General features: G+C 59.4%; 21 protein-coding genes and 1 pseudogene. 11 read left to right on the top strand and 11 right to left on the bottom strand.

The genetic code is table 11. The features are described from left to right. Nucleotides 1-4: 4 nt before the first annotated feature. The 5 genes from glcF (at nt 5) to CKW37_RS28205 (ending at nt 7,250) form a co-directional block, all read left to right on the top strand. Complete coding sequence (glcF, locus tag CKW37_RS28225) at nt 5-1,222, top strand: glycolate oxidase subunit GlcF (RefSeq protein ID WP_004577332.1); 1,218 nt, start codon at nt 5-7, stop codon at nt 1,220-1,222. 198 nt (nt 1,223-1,420) lie between these two features. After that, nucleotides 1,421-1,819 carry a heme-binding protein gene (locus CKW37_RS28220; RefSeq protein ID WP_004577331.1) on the top strand — a complete coding sequence of 133 codons (399 nt, stop codon included), beginning with the start codon at nt 1,421-1,423 and terminating at the stop codon, nt 1,817-1,819. Between the two features lie 45 nt (nt 1,820-1,864). Further along, nucleotides 1,865-4,042 (top strand): malate synthase G, encoded by a 2,178-nt coding sequence (locus CKW37_RS28215; RefSeq protein ID WP_004577330.1) that lies wholly within the window; start codon nt 1,865-1,867, stop codon nt 4,040-4,042. A 216-nt stretch (nt 4,043-4,258) separates the two neighbouring features. After that, complete coding sequence (locus CKW37_RS28210) at nt 4,259-5,944, top strand: lactate permease LctP family transporter (protein WP_004577329.1); 1,686 nt, start codon at nt 4,259-4,261, stop codon at nt 5,942-5,944. A 61-nt stretch (nt 5,945-6,005) separates the two neighbouring features. Beyond that, complete coding sequence (locus CKW37_RS28205; protein WP_004577328.1) at nt 6,006-7,250, top strand: malic enzyme-like NAD(P)-binding protein; 1,245 nt, start codon at nt 6,006-6,008, stop codon at nt 7,248-7,250. A gap of 14 nt (nt 7,251-7,264) precedes the next feature. Here CKW37_RS28205 and CKW37_RS28200 read toward each other — a convergent pair whose 3' ends face one another. The 5 genes from CKW37_RS28200 to proX form a co-directional block, all read right to left on the bottom strand. After that, a complete protein-coding gene (locus CKW37_RS28200) occupies nt 7,265-7,987 on the bottom strand; it encodes an LrgB family protein (RefSeq protein ID WP_004577327.1) in 723 nt (240 codons plus the stop codon). Next, on the bottom strand, nt 7,984-8,385 hold the full coding sequence (locus CKW37_RS28195) for a CidA/LrgA family protein (protein WP_004577326.1): 402 nt from the start codon (nt 8,383-8,385) through the stop codon (nt 7,984-7,986). The genes CKW37_RS28200 and CKW37_RS28195 overlap by 4 nt, the downstream gene beginning before the upstream one ends. A gap of 450 nt (nt 8,386-8,835) precedes the next feature. Then, nucleotides 8,836-9,855: an aldo/keto reductase gene (locus tag CKW37_RS28190; RefSeq protein WP_004577325.1), complete on the bottom strand. Its 1,020-nt coding sequence runs from the start codon at nt 9,853-9,855 to the stop codon at nt 8,836-8,838. Between the two features lie 97 nt (nt 9,856-9,952). Beyond that, nucleotides 9,953-10,324, bottom strand: a complete 372-nt coding sequence (pcaC, locus tag CKW37_RS28185) for a 4-carboxymuconolactone decarboxylase (RefSeq protein WP_004577324.1) — start codon at nt 10,322-10,324, stop codon at nt 9,953-9,955. A gap of 61 nt (nt 10,325-10,385) precedes the next feature. Beyond that, nucleotides 10,386-10,991, bottom strand: coding sequence for a glycine betaine/L-proline ABC transporter substrate-binding protein ProX (gene proX, locus CKW37_RS28180; protein WP_004577323.1), 606 nt, complete (start codon nt 10,989-10,991; stop codon nt 10,386-10,388). Between the two features lie 56 nt (nt 10,992-11,047). Between proX and CKW37_RS28175 the strand changes: the two are divergent. The 5 genes and pseudogenes from CKW37_RS28175 to CKW37_RS28155 form a co-directional block, all read left to right on the top strand. After that, nucleotides 11,048-11,218: pseudogene (locus CKW37_RS28175) on the top strand (aldehyde dehydrogenase family protein); the annotation flags it as partial. 21 nt (nt 11,219-11,239) lie between these two features. Continuing rightward, the gene (locus CKW37_RS28170; protein ID WP_004577321.1) at nt 11,240-11,815 is read left to right on the top strand and encodes an aminotransferase class III-fold pyridoxal phosphate-dependent enzyme; all 576 of its coding nucleotides are present in this window, start codon (nt 11,240-11,242) and stop codon (nt 11,813-11,815) included. A 315-nt stretch (nt 11,816-12,130) separates the two neighbouring features. After that, a complete protein-coding gene (locus tag CKW37_RS28165; RefSeq protein ID WP_004577320.1) occupies nt 12,131-12,532 on the top strand; it encodes a hypothetical protein in 402 nt (133 codons plus the stop codon). After that, a complete protein-coding gene (locus tag CKW37_RS28160; RefSeq protein WP_023102075.1) occupies nt 12,529-12,849 on the top strand; it encodes a hypothetical protein in 321 nt (106 codons plus the stop codon). The genes CKW37_RS28165 and CKW37_RS28160 overlap by 4 nt, the downstream gene beginning before the upstream one ends. A gap of 855 nt (nt 12,850-13,704) precedes the next feature. After that, a complete protein-coding gene (locus CKW37_RS28155; RefSeq protein ID WP_011005898.1) occupies nt 13,705-14,097 on the top strand; it encodes a hypothetical protein in 393 nt (130 codons plus the stop codon). Between the two features lie 217 nt (nt 14,098-14,314). Here the strand turns inward: CKW37_RS28155 and CKW37_RS28145 are convergent, their stop codons facing one another. Further along, nucleotides 14,315-16,015 (bottom strand): sigma-54-dependent Fis family transcriptional regulator, encoded by a 1,701-nt coding sequence (locus CKW37_RS28145; protein WP_095159416.1) that lies wholly within the window; start codon nt 16,013-16,015, stop codon nt 14,315-14,317. A 446-nt stretch (nt 16,016-16,461) separates the two neighbouring features. Here CKW37_RS28145 and xylS point away from each other — a divergent pair, with 446 nt between their 5' ends. Beyond that, nucleotides 16,462-17,427, top strand: a complete 966-nt coding sequence (gene xylS / locus CKW37_RS28140) for a XylDLEGF operon transcriptional activator XylS (RefSeq protein ID WP_011005901.1) — start codon at nt 16,462-16,464, stop codon at nt 17,425-17,427. Nucleotides 17,428-17,613: 186 nt separating this feature from the next. Here the strand turns inward: xylS and CKW37_RS28135 are convergent, their stop codons facing one another. Genes CKW37_RS28135 through dmpE form a run of 5 tightly spaced genes read right to left on the bottom strand, consistent with a single transcriptional unit; the run spans nt 17,614 to nt 21,431 of the window. After that, complete coding sequence (locus tag CKW37_RS28135; protein ID WP_011005902.1) at nt 17,614-17,805, bottom strand: 2-hydroxymuconate tautomerase; 192 nt, start codon at nt 17,803-17,805, stop codon at nt 17,614-17,616. Between the two features lie 48 nt (nt 17,806-17,853). Continuing rightward, nucleotides 17,854-18,648 (bottom strand): 2-oxo-3-hexenedioate decarboxylase, encoded by a 795-nt coding sequence (gene dmpH / locus CKW37_RS28130; RefSeq protein WP_095159415.1) that lies wholly within the window; start codon nt 18,646-18,648, stop codon nt 17,854-17,856. Continuing rightward, entirely contained in the window at nt 18,645-19,682 is a 1,038-nt protein-coding gene (gene dmpG, locus CKW37_RS28125; protein ID WP_011005904.1) for a 4-hydroxy-2-oxovalerate aldolase, read from the bottom strand. The genes dmpH and dmpG overlap by 4 nt, the downstream gene beginning before the upstream one ends. 10 nt (nt 19,683-19,692) lie before the next feature. Beyond that, nucleotides 19,693-20,631, bottom strand: a complete 939-nt coding sequence (locus CKW37_RS28120) for an acetaldehyde dehydrogenase (acetylating) (RefSeq protein ID WP_095159414.1) — start codon at nt 20,629-20,631, stop codon at nt 19,693-19,695. Between the two features lie 14 nt (nt 20,632-20,645). Next, nucleotides 20,646-21,431, bottom strand: a complete 786-nt coding sequence (dmpE, locus tag CKW37_RS28115; RefSeq protein ID WP_045633702.1) for a 2-oxopent-4-enoate hydratase — start codon at nt 21,429-21,431, stop codon at nt 20,646-20,648. Nucleotides 21,432-21,436: the final 5 nt, after the last annotated feature.

Raw genomic sequence — 21,436 nt, 5'->3', positions numbered from 1 at the left:
CACCATGCAAACTAATCTGAGCGAACAAGCCAAAAGTCTTCCCCGTGCAGAGGAAGCCGAACGTATTCTGCGCTCCTGCGTGCATTGCGGGTTCTGCACGGCCACCTGCCCCACCTACCAACTGCTGGGCGATGAGTTGGATAGTCCACGCGGACGCATTTACCTGATCAAGCAGGTGCTCGAAGGCCAGCCGGTCACGGCCAAGACCCAAGCTCACCTGGACCGCTGCCTGACCTGCCGCAACTGTGAAACCACCTGTCCGTCCGGAGTTCAGTACCACAACCTGCTCGACATCGGCCGCGCCGTGGTTGAGCAACAGGTGCCTCGCCCGCTGGGCCAGCGGCTACTGCGTGAGGGCCTGCGTGCAGTGGTACCGCGTCCTGCACTGTTCAGGGCCTTGACCAGCACCGCCAAAGCCTTCCGTCCGTTGCTGCCGCAAACCCTACAAGCCAAGCTACCGCGCCATCCGCACCCGGCTAAGCCTCGTCCTCAACTGTTGCATGCACGTCGTGTGCTAATGCTCGAAGGCTGCGTGCAACCTGCCCTCTCGCCCAACACAAATGCGGCGGCAGCACGTGTGCTTGACCGCTTGGGCATTTCTGTGACTGCGGCCCGCGAAGCCGGTTGCTGTGGTGCAGTGGACTACCACCTCAATGCTCAAGAAAAGGGCTTGGAACGCGCCCGGCGCAATATCGATGCCTGGTGGCCAGCTATCGAGGCAGGTGCCGAAGCCATCGTACAGACGGCCAGTGGCTGCGGCGCTTTTGTGCGCGACTACGGCCATCTGCTCGAAGACGACCCTGCATACGCCGAAAAGGCCGCGCGGGTCAGTACTCTGGCTCGTGACTTGGTCGAGGTGTTGCGCGACGAGCCATTGGAACGGCTGGGTATCCACGGCGATCGTCGCTTGGCCTTCCACTGCCCCTGCACTCTGCAACATGCACAAAAGCTCGGTGGCGCTGTTGAAGGTGTGCTTGAGCGACTGGGCTTCAGCCTAACCGCCGTGCCTGACAGTCACCTGTGTTGCGGTTCGGCAGGCACCTATTCGCTGACTCAGCCGGAACTGTCATTTCAACTGCGCGACAACAAGCTCAACGCCCTGGAAAGCGGCAATCCGGAAGTTATCGTCACCGCCAACATCGGCTGCCAGACCCACCTCGACGGCGCTGGACGCACACCTGTGCGCCATTGGATTGAACTGGTGGAAGAAGCACTCGTTTAGGTGACTCCGATGATCTCCCACGGCGCTACGTTCCGTCCGTGGGAGTTCCCGAAGTGCCATTCGATACCTTTTGTATCGGCAGAAAACGCTTTCCAAGTGTTCTGCCGCTAACAAGCCTCATCCAGACTGATAGCCACAGAAAACCTAGTGCCATGCAACGCATAGCAGTATGCAAGAAGCACTAGCCAGGAGAACACCATGCAACGCAAAGCTGTGCTCGAACAAGCCGAAGTCGCCCGCATCCTCGCTGCCGCACGCGAAGAGGCGCAGCGTAACCAGTGGGCGGTGTGTATCGCCGTAGTCGATGACGGCGGCCACCCGCTGGCCCTCGAGCGCCTCGATGGTTGCGCCCCCATCGCTGCTTACATCGCCACCGAAAAGGCTCGCAGCGCAGCGCTCGGCCGACGCGACACCAAGGGTTACGAGGAAATGGTCAACGGCGGGCGCACCGCGTTTGTCAGCGCACCGCTGCTGACATCGCTCGAAGGGGGCCTTCCGCTGCGGGTGGACGGGCAAGTGGTTGCTGCCGTGGGCGTTTCCGGAGTGAAGGCCGAACAGGATGCCCAAGTGGCTGCAGCCGGGATCGCTGCGCTCTGAGCGCGGCTTCAAGAACAGATGAACCAAGCGATAGGAGAGACGAGAATGACCGAGCGCGTGCCATGCCAGCGTTTGCAGGTGGCTGAGAACTTCAAGCACTTCATCGAGGATGAGGTGCTCCCCGGCACCGAGATTACGTCGGATCATTTCTGGAGGGGGCTCGATGCCCTGGTGCACGATCTGGCGCCGCGCAACCGCGCTTTGCTGGCCGAGCGTGTTCACTTGCAGGGCGAATTGGATACCTGGCACCGCGCCCACCCCGGGCCGGTAACGGACATGGAGGCCTATCAGCGCTTCCTTGGCTGCATCGGTTATCTGCTGCCACAACCTGAAAAGGTTAAGGTCGGCACGGACCATGTCGACCGTGAGGTAGCAGTGCAGGCCGGCCCGCAGTTGGTGGTGCCGGTGATGAACGCACGCTATGCGCTCAACGCCGCTAATGCCCGTTGGGGCTCGTTGTACGATGCCCTGTATGGCACCGACGCCATCGCCGAAGACGGCGGCGCCAGCAAGGGGCCTGGATACAATCCGGTGCGTGGCGCTCGAGTCATTGCGTTCGCCCGCGCCTTCCTCGACCAGGCCTTCCCCCTGCAGGGCGGTTCTCACGTCGATGCCAGCGCCTACCAGGTAGTGGATGGTCAATTGCGGGTATCGCTGCATAGCGGTGAAGCGATCGGTTTGGCCCAATCGGATCAATTCGTTGGTCACCAGGGCGAAGCATTGTCACCGACCGTCGTACTGCTCGTGCATCGTGACTTGCACGTGGAGATCCAGATCGACCCGACCAGCCCAGTCGGCAGCACCGATGCCGCTGGCGTCAAGGACCTGGTGCTGGAGTCGGCCTTGACCACCATCATGGACTGCGAAGATTCAGTGGCCGCGGTCGATGCCGATGACAAGGTGGCTGTCTACCGTAACTGGCTGGGCCTGATGAAGGGCGACCTGACTGAAACCGTGAGCAAGAACGGGAAGGCATTCACGCGTACCCTGAACCCTGACCGCACCTACCAGGGCCGCGACGGTAAACCAGTAACCCTGCCGGGGCGCTCGCTGCTGTTCGTGCGCAACGTTGGTCATCTGATGAGCACCCCAACCATCCTCGATCAGGAAGGTCAGGAGATTCCCGAAGGAATTCTCGATGCCGTAATCACTAGCCTTGCAGCCGTTCACGACCTGCGCCGCCGCGGCAACTCGCGTAGCGGCAGCGTCTATATCGTGAAGCCCAAGATGCACGGCCCTGCTGAGGTAGCATTTGCCAACAGGCTGTTTGGTCGAGTTGAGGATCTTCTTGGCCTGGCCCCTCATACCTTGAAGATGGGCATCATGGACGAGGAGCGCCGCACCAGCATCAACCTCAAGGCGTGCATCGCCGAAGCCGCCAACCGAGTGGTGTTCATCAATACCGGGTTCCTCGACCGTACGGGCGACGAGATGCACTCGACCATGGAAGCCGGCGCCATGCTGCGCAAGGGCGACATGAAGTCGACTCCCTGGATCCAGTCCTATGAGCGCAACAACGTACTGGTGGGGCTGGACTGTGGCCTGCGTGGACGGGCGCAAATCGGCAAGGGCATGTGGGCCATGCCGGACCTGATGGCAGCCATGCTTGAACAGAAAATTGCTCACCCCAAGGCCGGCGCCAACACTGCGTGGGTACCTTCGCCTACCGCCGCGACGCTGCATGCGCTGCATTACCACCAAGTAGACGTGCGTCAAGTGCAACAAGAGTTGGAACGCATCGACCTGGACAGCCAGCGCGCCGAGTTGCTGCAAGGCCTGCTCAGTGTGCCGGTCAGTGTCGATCGCAACTGGAGCCCGGCCGAGATCCAGGCAGAACTGGATAACAACTGCCAGAGCATCCTTGGCTATGTAGTGCGCTGGATCGAACAGGGCGTTGGTTGTTCCAAAGTGCTCGATATCCACGACGTAGGTTTGATGGAAGACCGCGCCACCCTGCGTATCTCCGCCCAGCATATTGCGAACTGGCTGCACCATCGTGTGGTTAGCACTGGCCAAGTCCGTGCAGCGCTGGAGCGCATGGCTCAGGTGGTCGATGGGCAGAATGCTGGGGACCAAGCCTACCGCCCGATGGCGCCGGACTTTGAAAGCAGCCATGCCTTCCGCGCCGCCTGTGACCTGGTGTTCAAGGGACGTGAGCAGCCAAGTGGCTACACAGAGCCGCTGCTCCATGCCTGGCGGTTACGCTTCAAACAGGCTCGCTGAACCCGTACCTGCCCGTCGCTGATGAGCTCACTCCCACATGACTGCACCGCGTCTGTGGGAGATCCCAAATAACGTTTTCGCAGCATCCAGTGCCGACAGGATCTGGCTTGCCAGCGAGGAGGCATTGCTCACCGTCATACACATTCGACCAGCTAACCCCGTCGAAACATCCGCATCACCCTTACAAGCTATCAACAATAAAAAGAGGCTTTTAACATGCAAACTTGGGAACAGATGTACACTCCCCTCGGCAGCCTGGGCTTGTCAGCCTTGGTCGCGCTGATCCCGATCATTTTCTTCTTTATTGCTCTCGCCGTCTTTCGCATGAAAGGCTATATCGCCGGCACCATTACCTTGGTGTTGTCGATCCTAGTCGCCACCCTGGCCTACGACATGCCCTTGGACATGGCCTTTGCCGCTGCCGGTTACGGCTTCGCTTATGGTCTGTGGCCAATCGCCTGGATCATTGTCGCGGCCGTATTTCTCTACAAGCTTACGGTCAAAAGCGGTCAGTTCGAGGTGATTCGCAGCTCGGTGCTGTCGATCACCGATGACCAGCGCCTGCAGGTACTGCTGATCGGCTTCTCCTTCGGGGCTTTCCTCGAAGGTGCGGCCGGCTTCGGCGCGCCAGTGGCGATCACCGGTGCCTTGCTTGTGGGGCTGGGTTTCAATCCGCTGTACGCCGCAGGGCTGTGCCTGATCGCCAACACCGCACCGGTGGCCTTCGGTGCTTTGGGTGTGCCGATTATCGTCGCTGGGCAAGTGACTGGCATCGACGCGTTCAAGATTGGCGCCATGGCCGGACGCCAACTGCCGCTGCTCTCGGTCATCGTACCGTTCTGGCTGGTAGCGATCATGGACGGTTGGCGCGGCGTCAAAGAAACCTGGCCTGCCGCGCTGGTGGCCGGCGCGAGCTTTGCCATCACCCAGTACCTGACCTCGAATTACATCGGCCCGGAACTGCCGGACATCACCTCGGCGCTGGTCAGTATCGTCTCGCTGACGCTGTTCCTCAAGGTCTGGCAGCCGACCCGTGCCGCCGATCGTGAGGTGGTCAGCGTGTCCGGCGGTGCGGCGGTCATGGGCGGCTTCTCCGGCCCTCGCGGCGGTACGCCGTCGCCGTACAGCTTCGGGCAGATCCTCAAGGCTTGGTCGCCGTTCCTGATCCTCACTGTGCTGGTAACCATCTGGACGCTCAAACCATTCAAGGCGATGTTCGCCCCAGGTGGCGCGCTCGAGCAGTTGGTGCTGATGTTCAAGATTCCGCACCTGGACCAACTGGTGATGAAGGCCGCACCCATCGTCGCCCAACCCACCCCAATGGCGGCGGTGTATAAGTTCGACTTGGTGTCGGCGGGTGGTAGTGCAATCTTACTGTCGGCGCTGGTCTCGATGTTTGTCCTGCGCATCAACTGGAAGACCGGACTGGTCAGCTTTAAGGAGACCCTGGTCGAACTCAAGCTACCGATCCTGTCCATCGGCATGGTGCTGGCTTTCGCCTTCGTCACCAACTATTCCGGTATGTCTACCACCTTGGCGCTGGTGCTGGCCGGTACTGGCGCGGCGTTCCCGTTCTTCTCGCCGTTCCTGGGCTGGCTGGGGGTATTCCTGACCGGCTCCGACACCTCGTCCAATGCCCTGTTCGGCTCGCTGCAAGCCACCACCGCGCACCAGATTGGCGTCAGCGACACCCTGCTGGTCGCTGCCAATACCAGTGGCGGCGTAACCGGCAAGATGATCTCGCCGCAGTCGATCGCTGTGGCATGTGCTGCCACCAGCATCGTCGGCAAGGAGTCGGATCTGTTCCGCTTCACCTTGAAGCACAGCCTGATCTTTGCCGCCATCATCGGTCTGATCACCCTGTCCCAGGCATACGTGTTCACCGGCATGCTGGTGCACTGATACCCACCGGGCGCCGGGTTCACCGGCGCCTTTCCACCCCAATCATGATCGGTGAGAACCCATGACCTCCAATTTCAAGCAAGCAGCCCTGGACTATCATGAACATCCCACGCCAGGGAAAATCCGTATCGAACTGAGTAAGCCGGCCAACACCGCCAACGATCTTGCCTTGGCTTACAGCCCAGGCGTCGCCGAGCCAGTAAGGGCTATCGCTGCCTGCCCAGATGATGCGTACCGCTATACCAGCAAGGGCAACTTGGTCGCCGTTATCAGCAACGGTTCGGCGATCCTCGGCCTCGGCAACCTCGGCCCGCTGGCCAGTAAGCCAGTGATGGAGGGTAAAGCACTGCTCTTCAAGCGCTTTGCGGACATCGATTCGGTAGATATCGAGGTCAAGGCCACGACGCCCGAGACGTTTATCGATACCGTGGCACGCATAGCCGACACGTTCGGTGGCATCAACCTTGAAGATATCAAGGCGCCGGACTGCTTCGAGATTGAGCAGAAATTGATTGAGCTGTGCGACATCCCTGTCTTCCACGACGACCAACATGGTACGGCGATCGTGACTGCGGCCGGTCTACTCAATGCGCTAGAAATCCAGGACAAGCGCTTAGAGGACGCTCGCATCGTTTGTCTTGGTGCCGGTGCGGCAGCAACCGCTTGCATGAACCTGCTGGTTGCACTCGGCGCCCGTCGCGACAAGCTGTATATGCTGGACCGTCAAGGCGTGATCCACTCTGGTCGTGAAGGTCTCGATCCGCACAAGTTGGCATTCGCCAATGACTCAGGAGCACGCACCCTGGACGAGGCCTTGCAAGGCGCCGATGTATTCTTGGGTCTTTCTGGTGCGAACCTGTTGACCCCTGAGGCACTCGGCAATATGGCAGCGAGGCCAATCCTGTTTGCCTGCTCCAACCCTGACCCAGAGATTAGCCCTGAGTTGGCCAAATCCGTGCGTGACGATCTGATCATCGCCACCGGTCGATCTGACTACCCCAACCAAGTGAATAACGTGCTGGGCTTCCCATTCATCTTCCGTGGTGCCCTGGATGTGAGGGCTCGACATATCAATGAAGCGATGAAAATTGCGGCGGTAGAGGCACTGCGACAGTTGGCCAAAACCCCGGTCCCAAGTGACGTACTGCAGGCCTATCAACTGGACAGTCTGGCATTTGGCCGGGATTACATCTTGCCCAAACCGATGGATGCCCGCTTGCTGGTAGCGATTTCGAGCGCAGTTGCCAAGGCTGCAGTCGAGTCAGGCGTTGCCCGCCTGCCATACCCGGCGCATTACCCCGTATAGGGGTAAAGCAACACTCAGGCAGGCCACAGGGAACTGATCAGGGGGACGATCACTGCGGTCAACAGTCCATTAAGGCCAATGCCGACCGCCGCGAACGCAGCCCCCAACCCACTGAGCGGAGCAATCTGCGCGGCGGCTACCCCACTGCCGGCGACCCCAGCAGCCAGCCCATGGGCACGCCAGTCGTCGACACGTAGCCAACCCAACACACTCCGCCCCAAGACTGCGGCTACGATTCCCCCGGCAATGGCCAGGCTGGCGGTCAGTGCGGGGACTCCACCAACCTCCTCCGACAATGCCATGGCGATTGGCGTAGTGACCGATTTGGGTGCCATAGAAAGCGCCACACTCCGATCCCCTCCCAGTAACCAGACCAGCACAACACCGCTGAGCGTCGTGGTGAGCGAACCGGCCAGGAGGGCCAACCCTACCCCACTCAAGCTGCGCCTCACATGGCTGAGGTTAAGTGCGAGTGGTACCGCAAGTGCGACAGTTGCTGGTCCCAAGAGGAAATTGATGAATTGCGCACCAGAATAGTAGGTGTCGTAACCGGTCCCGGTCGCTTGCAGTACCACGACCATCAATACGATGGCTATCAACACGGGATTCGCCCAGGCGGCCCCTGCACATCGACGTTGCACCTGTTGACCGACCACGAAGGCTAACAACGACAGCGACAGCCATAACAGAGGAGAGACTGCCAATGGTGTCCATAACGCAAGCAATGAACTAATCATGCCCGATCCTCTTCACTCGCCGATGCTTGACGCCGTTCAGCCAGACGCGTCAGGTGATGCATCACCAAGCCAGTGACCACCAGGCCAAGCAGTGTAGAAACTAGAAGGCCGACCGCAATCGGTATCCAGTCTCGCTCGAGTACACCCAACTCGGCCACAATACCTACGCCAGCCGGTACAAACAGCAATCCCATGTTACCGATCAGCGACTGCGCCACTTGCGTCAACGGCGCCGGTGCCCCATCACTTGGGACAATCCAATGGTTGGCAAAAGTGACCAGTGCCACTGCGAGCAGGAACATACCAATCACTGGCCCAGGTAACGGCAGATGGAACAGGCGCCGGGCAATTTCCCCCAGCAGTTGTGCACCGATGAGCATGGCGAAAGCAGCGGGCATATGAACCTCAGTCTAAGGTGTTGCGACCCGCGACCAGTCTAAAAACCTGAGCCACCCAGAGGTTGAAGACCAGTACAATGGACCGAACAGAGTCAGAACATGGCCCGTTCCCCTTTGCATCTGGAAGGACCGACGAGGTCATGCTGGCCTTTCGGGGGCGCGCTGAAAACCACCCGACTGGCAAATGATTTGTGCGGAAAGGGTATTTGAATGGGTATCCGCTGTGGAGAAGACATGGATACTTTGGCGAGCACGCTTTCTGACCTTTCAATGGCAACGCTGCAGGGTTGAACGTTACCACCACAGCCCGCTGGCCAATCGCCTGTTTGCTGCCCTACTTCGCCTCATACCCCGGCCTCGGTGGCCTGGCCGGGTAGCGTCAATATCGGCATTGAGCGCCAGCAAGTTGGTCTGCTCGCCATCCAAGTGAAGCTTACGATCGGCGGGACATTACCGCCGAGGCAAGGGAGAACTGAAACGCCCCTCGACCGGGTAGCTAGGGTCAGTGTAGTGCGGCGTGGAGCAATGCCCGGGCGGTACCAGGCTGTCGACGAAGCACTCGTCCTGCTCCTCGATACGCACCTGCAATGCTTCTAGGTAACCGTACCACTGCGCCTCGGTGCGAGGCCCGGCGATGACCGAGCTCACGCAGCGGTTGTTGAGGACCCAGGCCAGAGCAAAGGCAGCGCTGCTGGTGCCGCGCGAGGCGGCGTGGGCGGCGACCGATTGGGCAATGTGCAGGGATTCGCGCCGCCATTCGGTTTGGCGGATGCGCTGGTCGCCGCGCCCTGCCCGGCTGTCCGACGGTGGCGGGCCGTCTGGAGCGTACTTGCCGGTCAGAACACCCCGCGCCAGCGGGCTGTAAGGCACAACACCCAAACCGTAGTGATGGGCGGCAGGCAAATGCTCGACCTCAACGCTGCGGTTGACCAGGTTATACAGCGGCTGGCTGGCCACCGGCCGGTCCAGGCCCATATCGTCGGCCAGACGCACCACTTCGGCAATGTACCAACTGCGGAAGTTTGACACCCCGAAATAACGTACCTTCCCCTGGCGGATCAGGTCGCCGACGGCGCGCACGCCTTCTTCCAAGGTCACACCGGGAACGGCACGGTGGAAGTAAAGGATGTCGAGGTAGTCGGTGCCGAGGCGCTTGAGGCTCGCTTCGACGACTTGGTTGATCCATTTGCGCGACTGACCCTGGCGGTTCGGGGCAGTATCGACGGGTGAGCCGAACTTGCTGGCCAGCACCCAGTCGTCGCGCTGGGAGGCGATGCCCCGGCCGACGATACACTCGGCGGCACCGCCGGTGTAAACGTCGGCGGTGTCGATGAAGTTGACACCCTGGGCATGGGCGTGGGCAATGATGCGCTGGGCGGTCGGTTCGTCGGTCGCGCCGCCGAACATCATGGTACCCAGGCACAAGGGGGAGACCTTCAGGGCGCTGTGGCCCAAGTAGCGGTAGTCCATGAATATCACCGTGGGGAGGGTTGGAAGTGTGCCTGCAGCGGCTGAGTCACGGGGCGAACTCGCGATAGCGCTGACGCGAGAGCCCCGTGCCAGGGCATCAACCCTGCTGGAACACCTCACGGGCACAGCGGAAGCTGTCCACTGCCGCCGGCACCCCAGCGTAGATCGCCGCCTGCAGGAACACCTCGCGGATCTCGTCCTTGCTCACCCCGTTGTTCAGCGCGCCACGAATGTGAAGCTTGAGCTCGTGGGGCCGGTTGAGCGCAGTCATGAACGCCAGGTTAAGCAGGCTGCGGGTGCGCCGGTCCAGGCCCGGCCGGTTCCATACATCGCCCCAGCAGTATTGCGACACCAGTTCCTGCATCGGCATGCCGAACTCATCGGCGTTGGCCAGGGCGGCGTCCACGTAGGCGTCGCCCAACACTTCACGACGGGTCTGCAGCCCGCGTTCAAACAGTTCCTGATTCATGCAAGGTTCTCCGTTTCGATACTGGATAAGTGCCGGGGCGCCAGCCGCCCCGGCGTGACTGTCACTTGGCCGCGGCGATCCACTGATCGAACTGCGCCTGGTTGGCGCCGATCCACTGGTCGGCGAGCTTGCGGATCATTTCCGGCGAGCCGCCCTCCTTACCGATCGCTGCCTCCCACTGCGACCACACGGCAGTGGGGAAATGCACCTGCTGCATCAGTTGCCGGATCGCCGGGTTGTCGGCGAGGAACTGCTTGTTCGCCACCGTGTGGTAGTTCCACGAGCCCATGGCCATACGGCACGGGTTGGCATCGCCGGCGCAGCCCTCGACGTCCTTGACCAGCGCCGAGCCGTCGTTGGGAATGTCCGGGGGCAGCGCGTCCTTGGGCGTAGGCAGCCACAGCACGTCGCTACCCGGTACCAGCGCATTGGTCACCCACGACGGGCTCCAGGCATAGAAGAACACCGGTTTGCCGCCCTTGACCTTGGTCACCACGTCGGCCATCAGCGCCTCGTACTTGCCACGCACCTGGCGCACCGTGCCGGTCAGTTCGAACGCCTTCATCTGGTAGTCGATCACCTTGCCACAGCTCCACGCCGGGTCGCAGCTGGTCAGCTCGGCCTTGCCACTGGAGCCGAACAACGCGGCGACCTTCGGATCTTTCAACTGTTCCAGGGTGGTGATGTTGTTGGCCAGTTGGCCAGTGCGGTCTTCTTGTCGATCAAGTATCCGAGCAGTTGGAGTACGGCATGGTCGCGCTCAACACGCCGAAATTCACCGGCGCACCGATTCCTTTCGGTGGCTGGAAACAGTCCGGCCTGGGCCGGGAAGGCTCAAAACATGGCCTGGCCGAGTACATGGAACTCAAATACGTCTGCGTCGGCGGCCTTTGATCAAATAACAGGAGAACAACCATGGACAAGCAAAAGATCGACCTCATTTCGGCCCAGGATCGTGGCGCGGTACTGCACCCGTTCACCCACCTGAAGGACTTCGCTTCCGGGAAACTGGGAGACCCAACAATCGTCGAGACCGGCAAAGGTATCACCATCACAGACGCGACCGGCCGTGAGTACATCGACGGCTTCGCCGGCTTGTATTGCATGAACGTCGGCTACGGCCGCACCGAGGTAGCCGAAGCCATCTCCCGCCAGGCCCACAAGCTCGCGTACTACCATACCTATGCCGCGCACACCACCGACGAGTTGGCGCGGCTGTCCGATCGGCTGGTAAAAATGGCCCCGGGCAAGATGAGCAAGGTGTTTTACGGCCTGTCGGGCTCCGACGCCAACGAAACCCAAGCCAAGCTGGTGTGGTACTACAACAACCTGCGTGGTCTGCCGAAGAAGAAAAAGATCATTTCCCGTGATCGCGGTTACCACGGCTGCTCAGTCGTTTCGGGGTCCATGACCGGTATGTCGTTCTACCACGACTTCATGGACCTGCCGGTCTCCGGTATCTTGCGAACCGGCGCTGCGCACCACTACTAGTGATCAGAACTGAAAAGACCAAAAAGCGGTAAGTCAATCCCCCAAATCGACCCTGCCGCACATTCCCTAAACATTAGTTCCAGGCCGCCCACCGCCATCACGCGGCCTTAGTCGTTCAACCTGGCCCTTTCTGTGTCTACTGTGTCATTGGGGGATTCCAAGCCGTTGCTTGAAAGCTCCACATCCGTGACGTACATACGATTCCGCTGAACGACCGCCCTTGCCACGTCGACCATAAAAACCACAAAGCTATGGCTTTGCTTACTGTTGATTTGGGGGCATGCTGTTAACGAAAGGTCGCGAGGGGAACAAGTCATGAACCAAGAGGCATTTCAGTTAACCGCGCTGTCGGCTGCAGAACTGGCTGATTACCTATGCAACACGAAAGGGACAACCTCTCCAGGGGAGCGTTACGCCAAGGTCTTTGGCCTCAACCCAGCTGAGTTTGACGTTTACCTCACTACTTATCGCCAAAGCCAGTCAGATGGTGCAACCATGCCTGACTCCGAAGCAGCGCTACGCTTCATAACAGATGTCCTACGGGTGGTTCTGACGGTGACTGAGACCGGAGTTACTGTCGAGCAAGCCATTGGCTGGTTCCGCCAAGATCAATTGTTAACTTTCGAAGGGCGAACTGCGGAACAACTGGTCAGTCAGGGCCAAGCTGAGCAGGTGCTGCAATTTCTGGCCTCCTGGCAGGCCGGGAGCCAAGGATGAGTAACGACGCCTACCTACAGACCGGCCAGAAACCGAACTATCACTTATGCTATCGAACCATCCTTTGCGCCATGGATGAGCGATACGACATACGCGGCTATGTACTGGCGGAAATGGTGAGAACATGTCTGAAACACCGAGCTTGTCTATCTGCGGAACAGCGCGAGTACTTTATGCGATATGCGCAACCGGCGGCGATCACCTATCTCGAAAATCTAACGGCCGATTTACTGTTTGGTCCACAGGGACGCTTTTCACCTGAGGAGTATCGTTATTCACAAACAGCAGATATCAATCAGTTTCGAGGTCTCTGGTGAATACATGAAAAGAGCGCGCGCAGGACATTGGGCAGGATCGAACTCGCGCTTTATTTCGAAACCGATGAATCGGAGTATCACCAGCGAGCTATAGGTCCAACCTTGATCAACCAGCGCTGTTTTGCACTCACCTGAAACCCGTTCCACATTGTCCGCCAGACAAAGAAGGCGGGGTCGTTGCTACTGAGCCTTTTGTTTTTCACTCTAGCTTAGCGGGCCGCAACGTCCGATCAGTCGCACATCAGTAATGACGCGATGATCCCTGGCGGCATCTCCAACTGATGAGTCCTCTTGCGTTCAAATCAACGGGCAGCGATTTCGCCCAGTCGGCATCAAAATAGTCGCCGTCTTCATTGCACGAGTGACAGCGACACGCATGCTAAACGGGCCTGACGCACGCGATCCGCGATTGCTTCGGTCGGCAAGAAAGGATGCTACGTTTAATGAGATTCAACTGACCACCTCTAAGGTAGTCAGCTGAGCCTGATCCTTATGATCTCATGAGCGCTTCAGGGGTGTGCTTCCTTCAAGTAATGCCTTAACTCTCTGATGCGCACCGGGCATTGACGACTCATGGCTCCTCCTATTTGGGCAATTATGAGGCTTGGAGGTGTCTAGGAAACCAGGGGCGATTCAAGCGTCACCTGCGTCCGAGTCTCACCCTCAATGAATCGCTTCATGATCGCCCTCGATACGATCTCGACGATCAGAAGGTTAGACAATCTGGGGAGTTTTTCACCAAGCCTGGGACCAATGGGTCGCTCACGACGGGCATAAATTAGCGAAGAGTTGACGATAGACACTTGATCGCGAGGTGCCTAATCTAGGCTGCGAAGTCACGACAGGGAAAAGGATATGGCAGGAGGGAACATCATTTGCGGTACGTTCCAAAGTGCCGACAAATCGGGATCAGCCTTGGAGGCAGTGTTAGATGCACTCCCATTGCAGGCTCACGAACTGGTCGAGAATGTTAAACAGCAACTCGATACAGCAGACTTTGTCCTCATAGATGTAGAACAAGCGAAAAGCTTGCTTCCATTTTTACGGGTCTACCAGGCGCAACTGATCGCTGAGATCGGGCACGATGATTGGGCTCGGGCAACGCTGGAGGAAGAGTTTTCGCTTGAAACGGTCGCTGCCAAGTGGGGATCGGGTAAGGGATGGAGACTTTACTGCGTGCGAGATCTCGTAGGTGCTTGTGAAAATGCGTTGGTAGAGATGGAATCTGTTTGCATAGCGTTCAGTTAACTGCATCCAGCCCGTTTTCACACAACCTGGGGCGAGAGGCGACGACGTCGTAGCCTGGCCAGAAAGCGGCAAGATCAATAGGATGCACGGCGACAGCAGGGTGTGGAGGTTGGGATGTTGAGCGACTGCCAATTTACCCACTCCCCTGCCTGTCAACTCGCTCTTTCCCCAGAATCCGCGAAGGACCTTAGAAAGGCCCAAACCTGGCGCAAAGCAGCTATCGGCCCATTGCTTTCACAGATAAGCTGGGGTCAAGCTTCTTAAGTCGATAGGCCATTGCCGGGCGGGTCAATCCCAGCAACCGCGCCGCCTGTGAGATATTCTGCCCACAACGGTCCATGGCCGTGCGCATTAAACCCGCTTCGAGATCTTCGAGGCTGACGCCCTGGTCGATAATTTGCCTAAACCAACTGTCACCGGACTCCTCCTCCAACCGGCCCTCGCTCGATAGCCTGTCGCCTTCGGTAGCCGTCGCCAACCCCGGGAACAGCGACTCGACATTGATGCTTTCGTTGCTCTCGGTAAGAATCACCCCGCGCTCAAGGGCGTTCTCCAGCTCGCGGATATTGCCTGGCCATTGGTAGTGGAGGCAGGCCTCCATCGCTCGATCAGACAGGCCAAGAGTCTTCTTACCGTATTCCTTATGGTGCCTTCTAAGAAAATGCTCGACCAGCAGCGGGATATCTTCCACGCGCTCGCGCAACGGCGGGATATGCACGGGAAAAACATTCAGCCGAAAGAACAGGTCTGCGCGAAAGCGCCCCATCTTGACCGCCTCTTCCAGGTTCTCGTTTGTTGCGGTGATTAACCTCACGTCGACCTTTCGCGTGCGGTCGCCGCCGACCCGCTCTAGCTCTCCTTCCTGCAATACCCGTAGCAGGGTGGCCTGGGCCCTCGGCGTCAATTCGATCACCTCATCAAGAAAGATGGTGCCGCCGTTGGCCCGTTCAAAACGTCCAGCGCGTGCATTGACCGCGCCCGTATAGGCGCCCTTATCGACACCAAACAGTTCCGACTCGATCAGATCCGGCGGAATTGCCGCACAGTTCACCGCGACGAAGGGTTGCTCTGCGCGCTCACTGCGCAAATGCACGCTGCGCGCGATTACCTCCTTGCCCACCCCAGTCTCACCCAGTAGCAGGACCGAAACCCTGCCGCGTGCAGCCTTGTCGATGGTCTCACAGATGCGCTTGTAGGCTGGCGAATGGCCAATGCCGTAATACTGCCCATCGTACTGCTTCAGGCGGTTGCGCAGGTTGGCAACCTGGGTCTGCAGCTCGTAGCGCTCGTCTACGATCGGGTCGCTTTTGAAGTAGGCTTCGAAACTGCTGACATCGCCCCACTCTTCTGCGGTCTTGCCGACGATAAGGCATTTATCGTCACCGCACCCGCGACAGCTAGTTTCCTGGAAAATGATTCTGCGGCCCATGAATGCCGAACCATAGCCGCTAGCATAGCCTAGCACCGTCCAGCAGACGGGCTCATTCATCAGGCCCAGCTCAGTTCGGCAGATATCCACTTCAAAGGAATCAATCCACTCGGCCTCCACGTTGAAACGTCCGTCCCGGATGGCGATATCCATTGTCAGCAAGCGTACTTTGACCATCCCCTTGAGCGCATACAATTGAGGCCCAGCCAGGAACACCTCCTCCTCGCGCATGGCCGGCCGCAGCTTGCGTGCCAGCTCGGCATCCATCAGGCCGGACTGATAGCCCAACCGCAGGAAGAAACCCTTGGCCCGCTCGACGCCGATCAAGCTGATAATTTCGCGACGGAAGCTGGCCAGCGTAGATAGCTGCATTAGCAGCATGCGCTGCTCTCCCAACCAGATCTTGCCTTCGGCGGCAACGAAACGGATCTGGCTGCTAAGGTCTTGCATATCCTCATGCTGCATCTTGGGTTTGTATGTAAGCGACATTTGTTTTCCTCTTGTTTTTATCGGGATGATCCACCCGGCGGAACATCAGAGGCTCACTGCGGTCATGACTACCTTGCAACGTCAAGGCCTGTGCTTGCCGGCTCAGCATTCCATCTGCCACTTTAGCATTTGCTTAGGTGGTCCTGAAAGATTAACCAATTGATTAACTGAAATCCACCTCAACGCAGATCCCCTTTATCCGCCAATTCGTCGCCGCATGCCCCGACAGCACGAACTTCTGGTGTTCTCGCTTCTTAAAAAGAACGTCTTCGTTCTGCTTGGCGTTATTTTTGCTTGGAAAAGTGGTCACTGATTGCAAAAAGGATGGCGCAACGTGGCAATGGGGGTAACCCGTATACGCATCACGTCGAGATGCATTTTCATCGACTTGGCGCCTTTCTACATCACACCAAGCAGCCCACATTAAAATAAGAGAACCGTGAACTATGGATTTTTGCTTATTGAACGAGAAAAGTCAGATCTTCGTCCACGCCGAGCCCTATGCAGTCTCCGATTATGTTAACCAGTATGTCGGTACGCACTCTATTCGCCTGCCCAAGGGCGGGCGCCCGGCAGGCAGGCTGCACCACAGAATCTTCGGATGCCTCGACCTGTGTCGAATCAGCTACGGCGGTAGCGTGAGGGTAATCTCGCCTGGATTAGAGACCTGTTATCATCTGCAAATAATACTCAAAGGCCATTGCCTGTGGCGTGGCCATGGCCAGGAGCACTATTTTGCGCCGGGCGAACTATTGCTGCTCAATCCGGATGACCAAGCCGACCTGACCTATTCAGAAGATTGCGAGAAATTTATCGTTAAATTGCCCTCAGTGGTCCTTGATCGGGCATGCAGTGACAACAATTGGCACAAGCCGAGGGAGGGTATCCGTTTCGCCGCGCGACACAATCTCCAGCAACTCGATGGCTTTATCAATCTACTCGGGTTAGTTTGTGACGAAGCGGAACATACAAAGTCGATGCCTCGGGTCCAAGAGCACTATGCGGGGATCATCGCTTCCAAGCTGCTCGAAATGCTGGGCAGCAATGTCAGCCGTGAAATTTTCAGCAAAGGTAACCCGTCTTTCGAGCGAGTCGTTCAATTCATTGAGGAGAATCTCAAACGGAATATCAGCCTTGAGCGGTTAGCGGAGCTGGCGATGATGAGTCCACGCTCGCTCTACAATTTGTTCGAGAAGCATGCCGGCACCACGCCGAAGAACTACATCCGCAACCGCAAGCTCGAAAGCATCCGCGCCTGCTTGAACGATCCCAGTGCCAATGTGCGTAGTATAACTGAGATAGCCCTAGACTACGGCTTCTTACATTTGGGACGCTTCGCTGAAAACTATAGGAGCGCGTTCGGCGAGTTGCCTTCCGACACCCTGCGTCAATGCAAAAAGGAAGTGGCTTGATTACGAACGTAGCCGAAGAAGGGATGGGTTGGCATCGCCCCGGCTTTCTTAGACACTCTCCAAGCTCTGAAATAGCGTTTTACAAACTCCACTGGCTATAGTGCCGGCGTTTGCCCGCGCTCTCCGTGGCCGCGTCCCAATGCAGGTCGGGTTCCTCGACCCGAAGTGCCCTTGGGCATCTCCACTTCAGCGTCTGACCTTGCTGGCCAGTTCGCCGCCGATGCCGAAGTGGCCCTTGGCCATCTCCGTGATAATCACTCGCACGCTGGTCAGCGGCGCATCCAGGGAGCGCGAGATGGCCTCGCTGACTTCCCGAATGAGGGTTTCCTTCTGCTCGTCGCTGCGGCCTTCAAGGATGTGGATCTGGGCAATAGGCATGGTGTGCCTCCTGAAGAAGAGGCCGCCCGGGCAGGGCGGCCGGATGGCTCAGACGAAGCGCGCGGAGACGCTGCCAAGCCCCTGGTAGCGCACGGTGATGTTGTCGCCCGGCGCTACTGCGACGGCGGCGGTGATGCCGCCGGTCATGATGAAGGTGCCGGCCGGTATGTGCTCGCCGCGCTCGGCCAGCAGGTTGGCGAGCATCGCCACGCTGGACAGCGGATGGCCGAGCACCGCGGCACCGGCACCGAGTTCCACCACCTCGCCGTTCTTCTCCATCACCACGCCAAGGGTGCGCAGGTCGACATCCTCGAGATTGGCCATGCGGCCTCCAGTGATATAGCGGGTCGACGAGGCGTTGTCGGCCACCACGCTGATCAGGTCGAACTTGAAGTTCTCATAGCGCGAGTCGATTACCTCGACGGTGGGGATCACGTAGTCGACCGCGGCGATCACGTCGCCGATATGGCAACCAGGCCCGACCAGCGGTGCCTTGGTGACCACCGCGATTTCCGCCTCGATCTTCGGATGGATCAGCTTGGAGCAATCCACCACGCCACCGTCGGGCACGCTGAAGTAGTCGGCGAGAAAGCCGTAGATCGGCGTCTCCACGCCCATCTGTGCCATCTTCGCCCAGGAGGTCAGGCCCATCTTCAGGCCGACGATCTTGTTGCCGCGCTCCTCCTTGCGGCGGCGGATTTCCCACTGGATGTCGTAGGCATCGGCAAAGGTCATCTCCGGATAATCATTGGTGACCTTGTGGATGTCATGGGCCTGCAGTTCGGCGTTCTCGATGTGCTCGGCCAGTGCCAGCACCTGCTCGCGGTTGAGGGTACGATTCATGCCTGTTGCTCCTTGCGGGCTGCCAGCAGATCGAGGGCGACGTCGACGATCATGTCTTCCTGGCCACCGACCATCCGGCGCCTGCCCAGTTCTACGAGGATGTCCAGGGTCTTCAGCCCATACTTCGCGGCTGCCACCTCGGCGTGGCGCAGGAAGCTGGAGTAGACCCCGGCATAACCCAGGCCGAGGGTTTCGCGATCAACTCTCACCGGACGGTCCTGCAACGGCCTGACGATATCGTCGGCGGCGTCCATCAGCGTGTAGAGATCGGTGCCATGGTTCCAGCCGAGGCGCTCCGCGGCGGCGATGAACACCTCCAGCGGCGCGTTGCCGGCGCCAGCGCCCATTCCAGCCAGCGAGGCGTCGATGCGGTCGCAGCCCTCTTCCACCGCGATGATGGAATTGGCCACGCCGAGGCTGAGGTTGTGGTGCGCATGCATGCCGGTCTGGGTCTGCGGATTCAGCACCGCCTTGAAAGCGCGCATGCGGTCGCGGATGTCGTTCATGTTCATCGCGCCACCGGAATCGGCCATGTAGATGCACTGTGCGCCGTAGGTCTCCATCAACTTGCCTTGCGCTGCCAGTTGCTCAGCCGGAATCATGTGGCTCATCATTAGAAAGCCGACGGTGTCCATGCCCAGTTCACGGGCATACTCAATGTGCTGTCGCGAGACATCCGCCTCGGTGCAGTGTGTGGCCACGCGCACCGAGCGGGCGCCGGCGTCATAGGCGGCTTTCAGGTCATGCACGGTGCCGATTCCGGGTACCAGCAGCACTGTGACCCGGGCGTGCTGGATCACATCGGCGGCGGCCTCGATCCACTCCAGGTCGCTGTGCGCACCGAAACCGTAATTGAAGCTGGAGCCCTGCAGGCCATCACCGTGGGTCACTTCGATGGAGTCGACACGGGCCTTGTCCAGCGCGCGGGCGATGTCCTGAACATTCTGGATCGAGTACTGGTGACGAATCGCATGGCTGCCGTCGCGCAGGGTTACGTCGGAGATATAGAGTTTCTTGCCGGGGTTGAAGGTCATGGTTCGGTCCTCAGGCGTTCAGCAGCGACTGCGCCATGCGTTCGGCGGTAGCCAGCGCGGCGGAGGTCATGATGTCGAGGTTGCCGGCGTAGGCCGGCAAATAGTGGGCGGCACCTTCGACTTCGAGGTAGATCGAGGTCTTCAAACCGCTGAATGTGCCGAGGCCTGGGATATGCAGCGGCGCGGATTCGGGAATCACGTCGAACTGCACCTTCTGCTTGAGACGATAGCCCGGCACGTAGGCCTGCACGGCGCTGGTCATCTCCTCTACGCTGGCCTCGACCTGTGCCTGGTCGACGGTTTCGGACAGTACAAACACCGTGTCACGCATGATCAGCGGCGGCTCGGCCGGGTTCATGACGATGATCGCCTTGCCCTTGGCGGCGCCGCCAATCACTTCGATGGCCTTGCTGGTGGTCTCGGTGAACTCGTCGATATTGGCGCGAGTGCCGGGACCAGCCGATTTCGACGCGATCGAGGCGACGATTTCGGCATAATGCACCTTGGCCACACGCGAGACCGCGGCGACCATAGGGATGGTGGCCTGGCCACCGCAGGTGACCATGTTGACGTTGAGTTTGGCGAGGTGCTCTTCCAGATTCACTACCGGTACGCAGTAGGGGCCGATGGCCGCCGGGGTCAGGTCGATCAGGCGGATGCCGGGTTTAGCACGACGCAGCAAGGCATCGTTCTGCACATGGGCGGAGGCGCTAGTGGCATCGAAGACAAAATCGATGTCGGCGAATTCCGGCAGGTTGATCAACCCTTCGACGCCTTCATGGGTGGTCGCCACGCCCATGCGCTGAGCACGGGCCAAGCCATCGGAGGCCGGGTCGATACCCACCATGGCCCCCATTTCCAAGTACTGTGCGTTGCGCATCACCTTGATCATCAGGTCTGTGCCGATGTTGCCTGGGCCTATGATCGCTACTTTCAGTTTCTTGTTCATCAGGCTGTCCTCGATCAGATGAAGCGCACGGAGGCGCTGCCGATGCCGCCGATCTCGACGCGCATGAAATCACCGGCCTTGACCGGTTCCAGCGGAACCAGCGAGCCGGACAGGATCACTTCGCCGGCCTTCAGGCCGATGCCGAAGTGGCCGAGGGTGTTGGCCAACCAGGCGACGCAATTGACCGGCGAGCCGAGCGCAGCCGCTCCAGCGCCGGTGGAGAGCAGCTGGCCGTTCTTCTCGACCAGCATGCCGCAGGTGACCAGATCGACCTGGCGCGGTGAGACGGCCTGGTCGCCGAGCACGAACAGCCCGCAGGAGGCGTTGTCCGCCACGGTGTCCTGGATCTTGATCTTCCAGTCCTGGATGCGCGAATCGACCACTTCGAAGCAGGGGATCACGCATTCGGTGGCAGCCAGCACGTCGGCGTTGGTCACGCCCGGCCCCATCAGGTCCTTCTTGAGGATGAAGGCGATCTCGCCCTCGGCGCGCGGCTGGATCAGCTTCTCGCTGATCGGCATGGCTTCGCCGCTGTTGTAGACCATGGCATCGGTGAGGTAGCCGAAGTCCGGCTGGTGCACGCCGAGCATGTTCTGCACGGCCTTGCTGGTGACGCCGATCTTCTTGCCGATCACCCGCTCGCCGGCGGCCAGGCGCCGTTCCAGCATGCGCAGGGAAATGTGGTAGGCGTCCTCGACGCTGATGTCGAAGCCGCGGCTGGTCAGCGGCGTGACGGTCTCGCGCTGGACCATCGCCTGGTAGAGCTCGTCGCCGAGTTCGTTGATCAATGTCTTGTCCATATCGG

The organism is Pseudomonas sp. Irchel 3E13 (assembly GCF_900187455.1).
GTDB lineage: Bacteria > Pseudomonadota > Gammaproteobacteria > Pseudomonadales > Pseudomonadaceae > Aquipseudomonas.
This window is presented reverse-complemented; position numbering and strand designations above follow the sequence as displayed.

Excerpts from the sequence above, each read along its gene's own strand:
- glcF (WP_004577332.1), top strand. The coding sequence starts at position 5 with ATGCAAACTAATCTGAGCGAACAAGCCAAAAGTCTTCCCCGTGCAGAG.
- CKW37_RS28220 (WP_004577331.1), top strand. The coding sequence starts at position 1,421 with ATGCAACGCAAAGCTGTGCTCGAACAAGCCGAAGTCGCCCGCATCCTC.
- CKW37_RS28215 (WP_004577330.1), top strand. The coding sequence starts at position 1,865 with ATGACCGAGCGCGTGCCATGCCAGCGTTTGCAGGTGGCTGAGAACTTC.
- CKW37_RS28210 (WP_004577329.1), top strand. The coding sequence starts at position 4,259 with ATGCAAACTTGGGAACAGATGTACACTCCCCTCGGCAGCCTGGGCTTG.
- CKW37_RS28205 (WP_004577328.1), top strand. The coding sequence starts at position 6,006 with ATGACCTCCAATTTCAAGCAAGCAGCCCTGGACTATCATGAACATCCC.
- CKW37_RS28200 (WP_004577327.1), bottom strand. The coding sequence starts at position 7,987 with ATGATTAGTTCATTGCTTGCGTTATGGACACCATTGGCAGTCTCTCCT.
- CKW37_RS28195 (WP_004577326.1), bottom strand. The coding sequence starts at position 8,385 with ATGCCCGCTGCTTTCGCCATGCTCATCGGTGCACAACTGCTGGGGGAA.
- CKW37_RS28190 (WP_004577325.1), bottom strand. The coding sequence starts at position 9,855 with ATGGACTACCGCTACTTGGGCCACAGCGCCCTGAAGGTCTCCCCCTTG.
- pcaC (WP_004577324.1), bottom strand. The coding sequence starts at position 10,324 with ATGAATCAGGAACTGTTTGAACGCGGGCTGCAGACCCGTCGTGAAGTG.
- CKW37_RS28170 (WP_004577321.1), top strand. The coding sequence starts at position 11,240 with ATGGACAAGCAAAAGATCGACCTCATTTCGGCCCAGGATCGTGGCGCG.
- CKW37_RS28165 (WP_004577320.1), top strand. The coding sequence starts at position 12,131 with ATGAACCAAGAGGCATTTCAGTTAACCGCGCTGTCGGCTGCAGAACTG.
- CKW37_RS28160 (WP_023102075.1), top strand. The coding sequence starts at position 12,529 with ATGAGTAACGACGCCTACCTACAGACCGGCCAGAAACCGAACTATCAC.
- CKW37_RS28155 (WP_011005898.1), top strand. The coding sequence starts at position 13,705 with ATGGCAGGAGGGAACATCATTTGCGGTACGTTCCAAAGTGCCGACAAA.
- CKW37_RS28145 (WP_095159416.1), bottom strand. The coding sequence starts at position 16,015 with ATGTCGCTTACATACAAACCCAAGATGCAGCATGAGGATATGCAAGAC.
- xylS (WP_011005901.1), top strand. The coding sequence starts at position 16,462 with ATGGATTTTTGCTTATTGAACGAGAAAAGTCAGATCTTCGTCCACGCC.
- CKW37_RS28135 (WP_011005902.1), bottom strand. The coding sequence starts at position 17,805 with ATGCCTATTGCCCAGATCCACATCCTTGAAGGCCGCAGCGACGAGCAG.
- dmpH (WP_095159415.1), bottom strand. The coding sequence starts at position 18,648 with ATGAATCGTACCCTCAACCGCGAGCAGGTGCTGGCACTGGCCGAGCAC.
- dmpG (WP_011005904.1), bottom strand. The coding sequence starts at position 19,682 with ATGACCTTCAACCCCGGCAAGAAACTCTATATCTCCGACGTAACCCTG.
- CKW37_RS28120 (WP_095159414.1), bottom strand. The coding sequence starts at position 20,631 with ATGAACAAGAAACTGAAAGTAGCGATCATAGGCCCAGGCAACATCGGC.
- dmpE (WP_045633702.1), bottom strand. The coding sequence starts at position 21,431 with ATGGACAAGACATTGATCAACGAACTCGGCGACGAGCTCTACCAGGCG.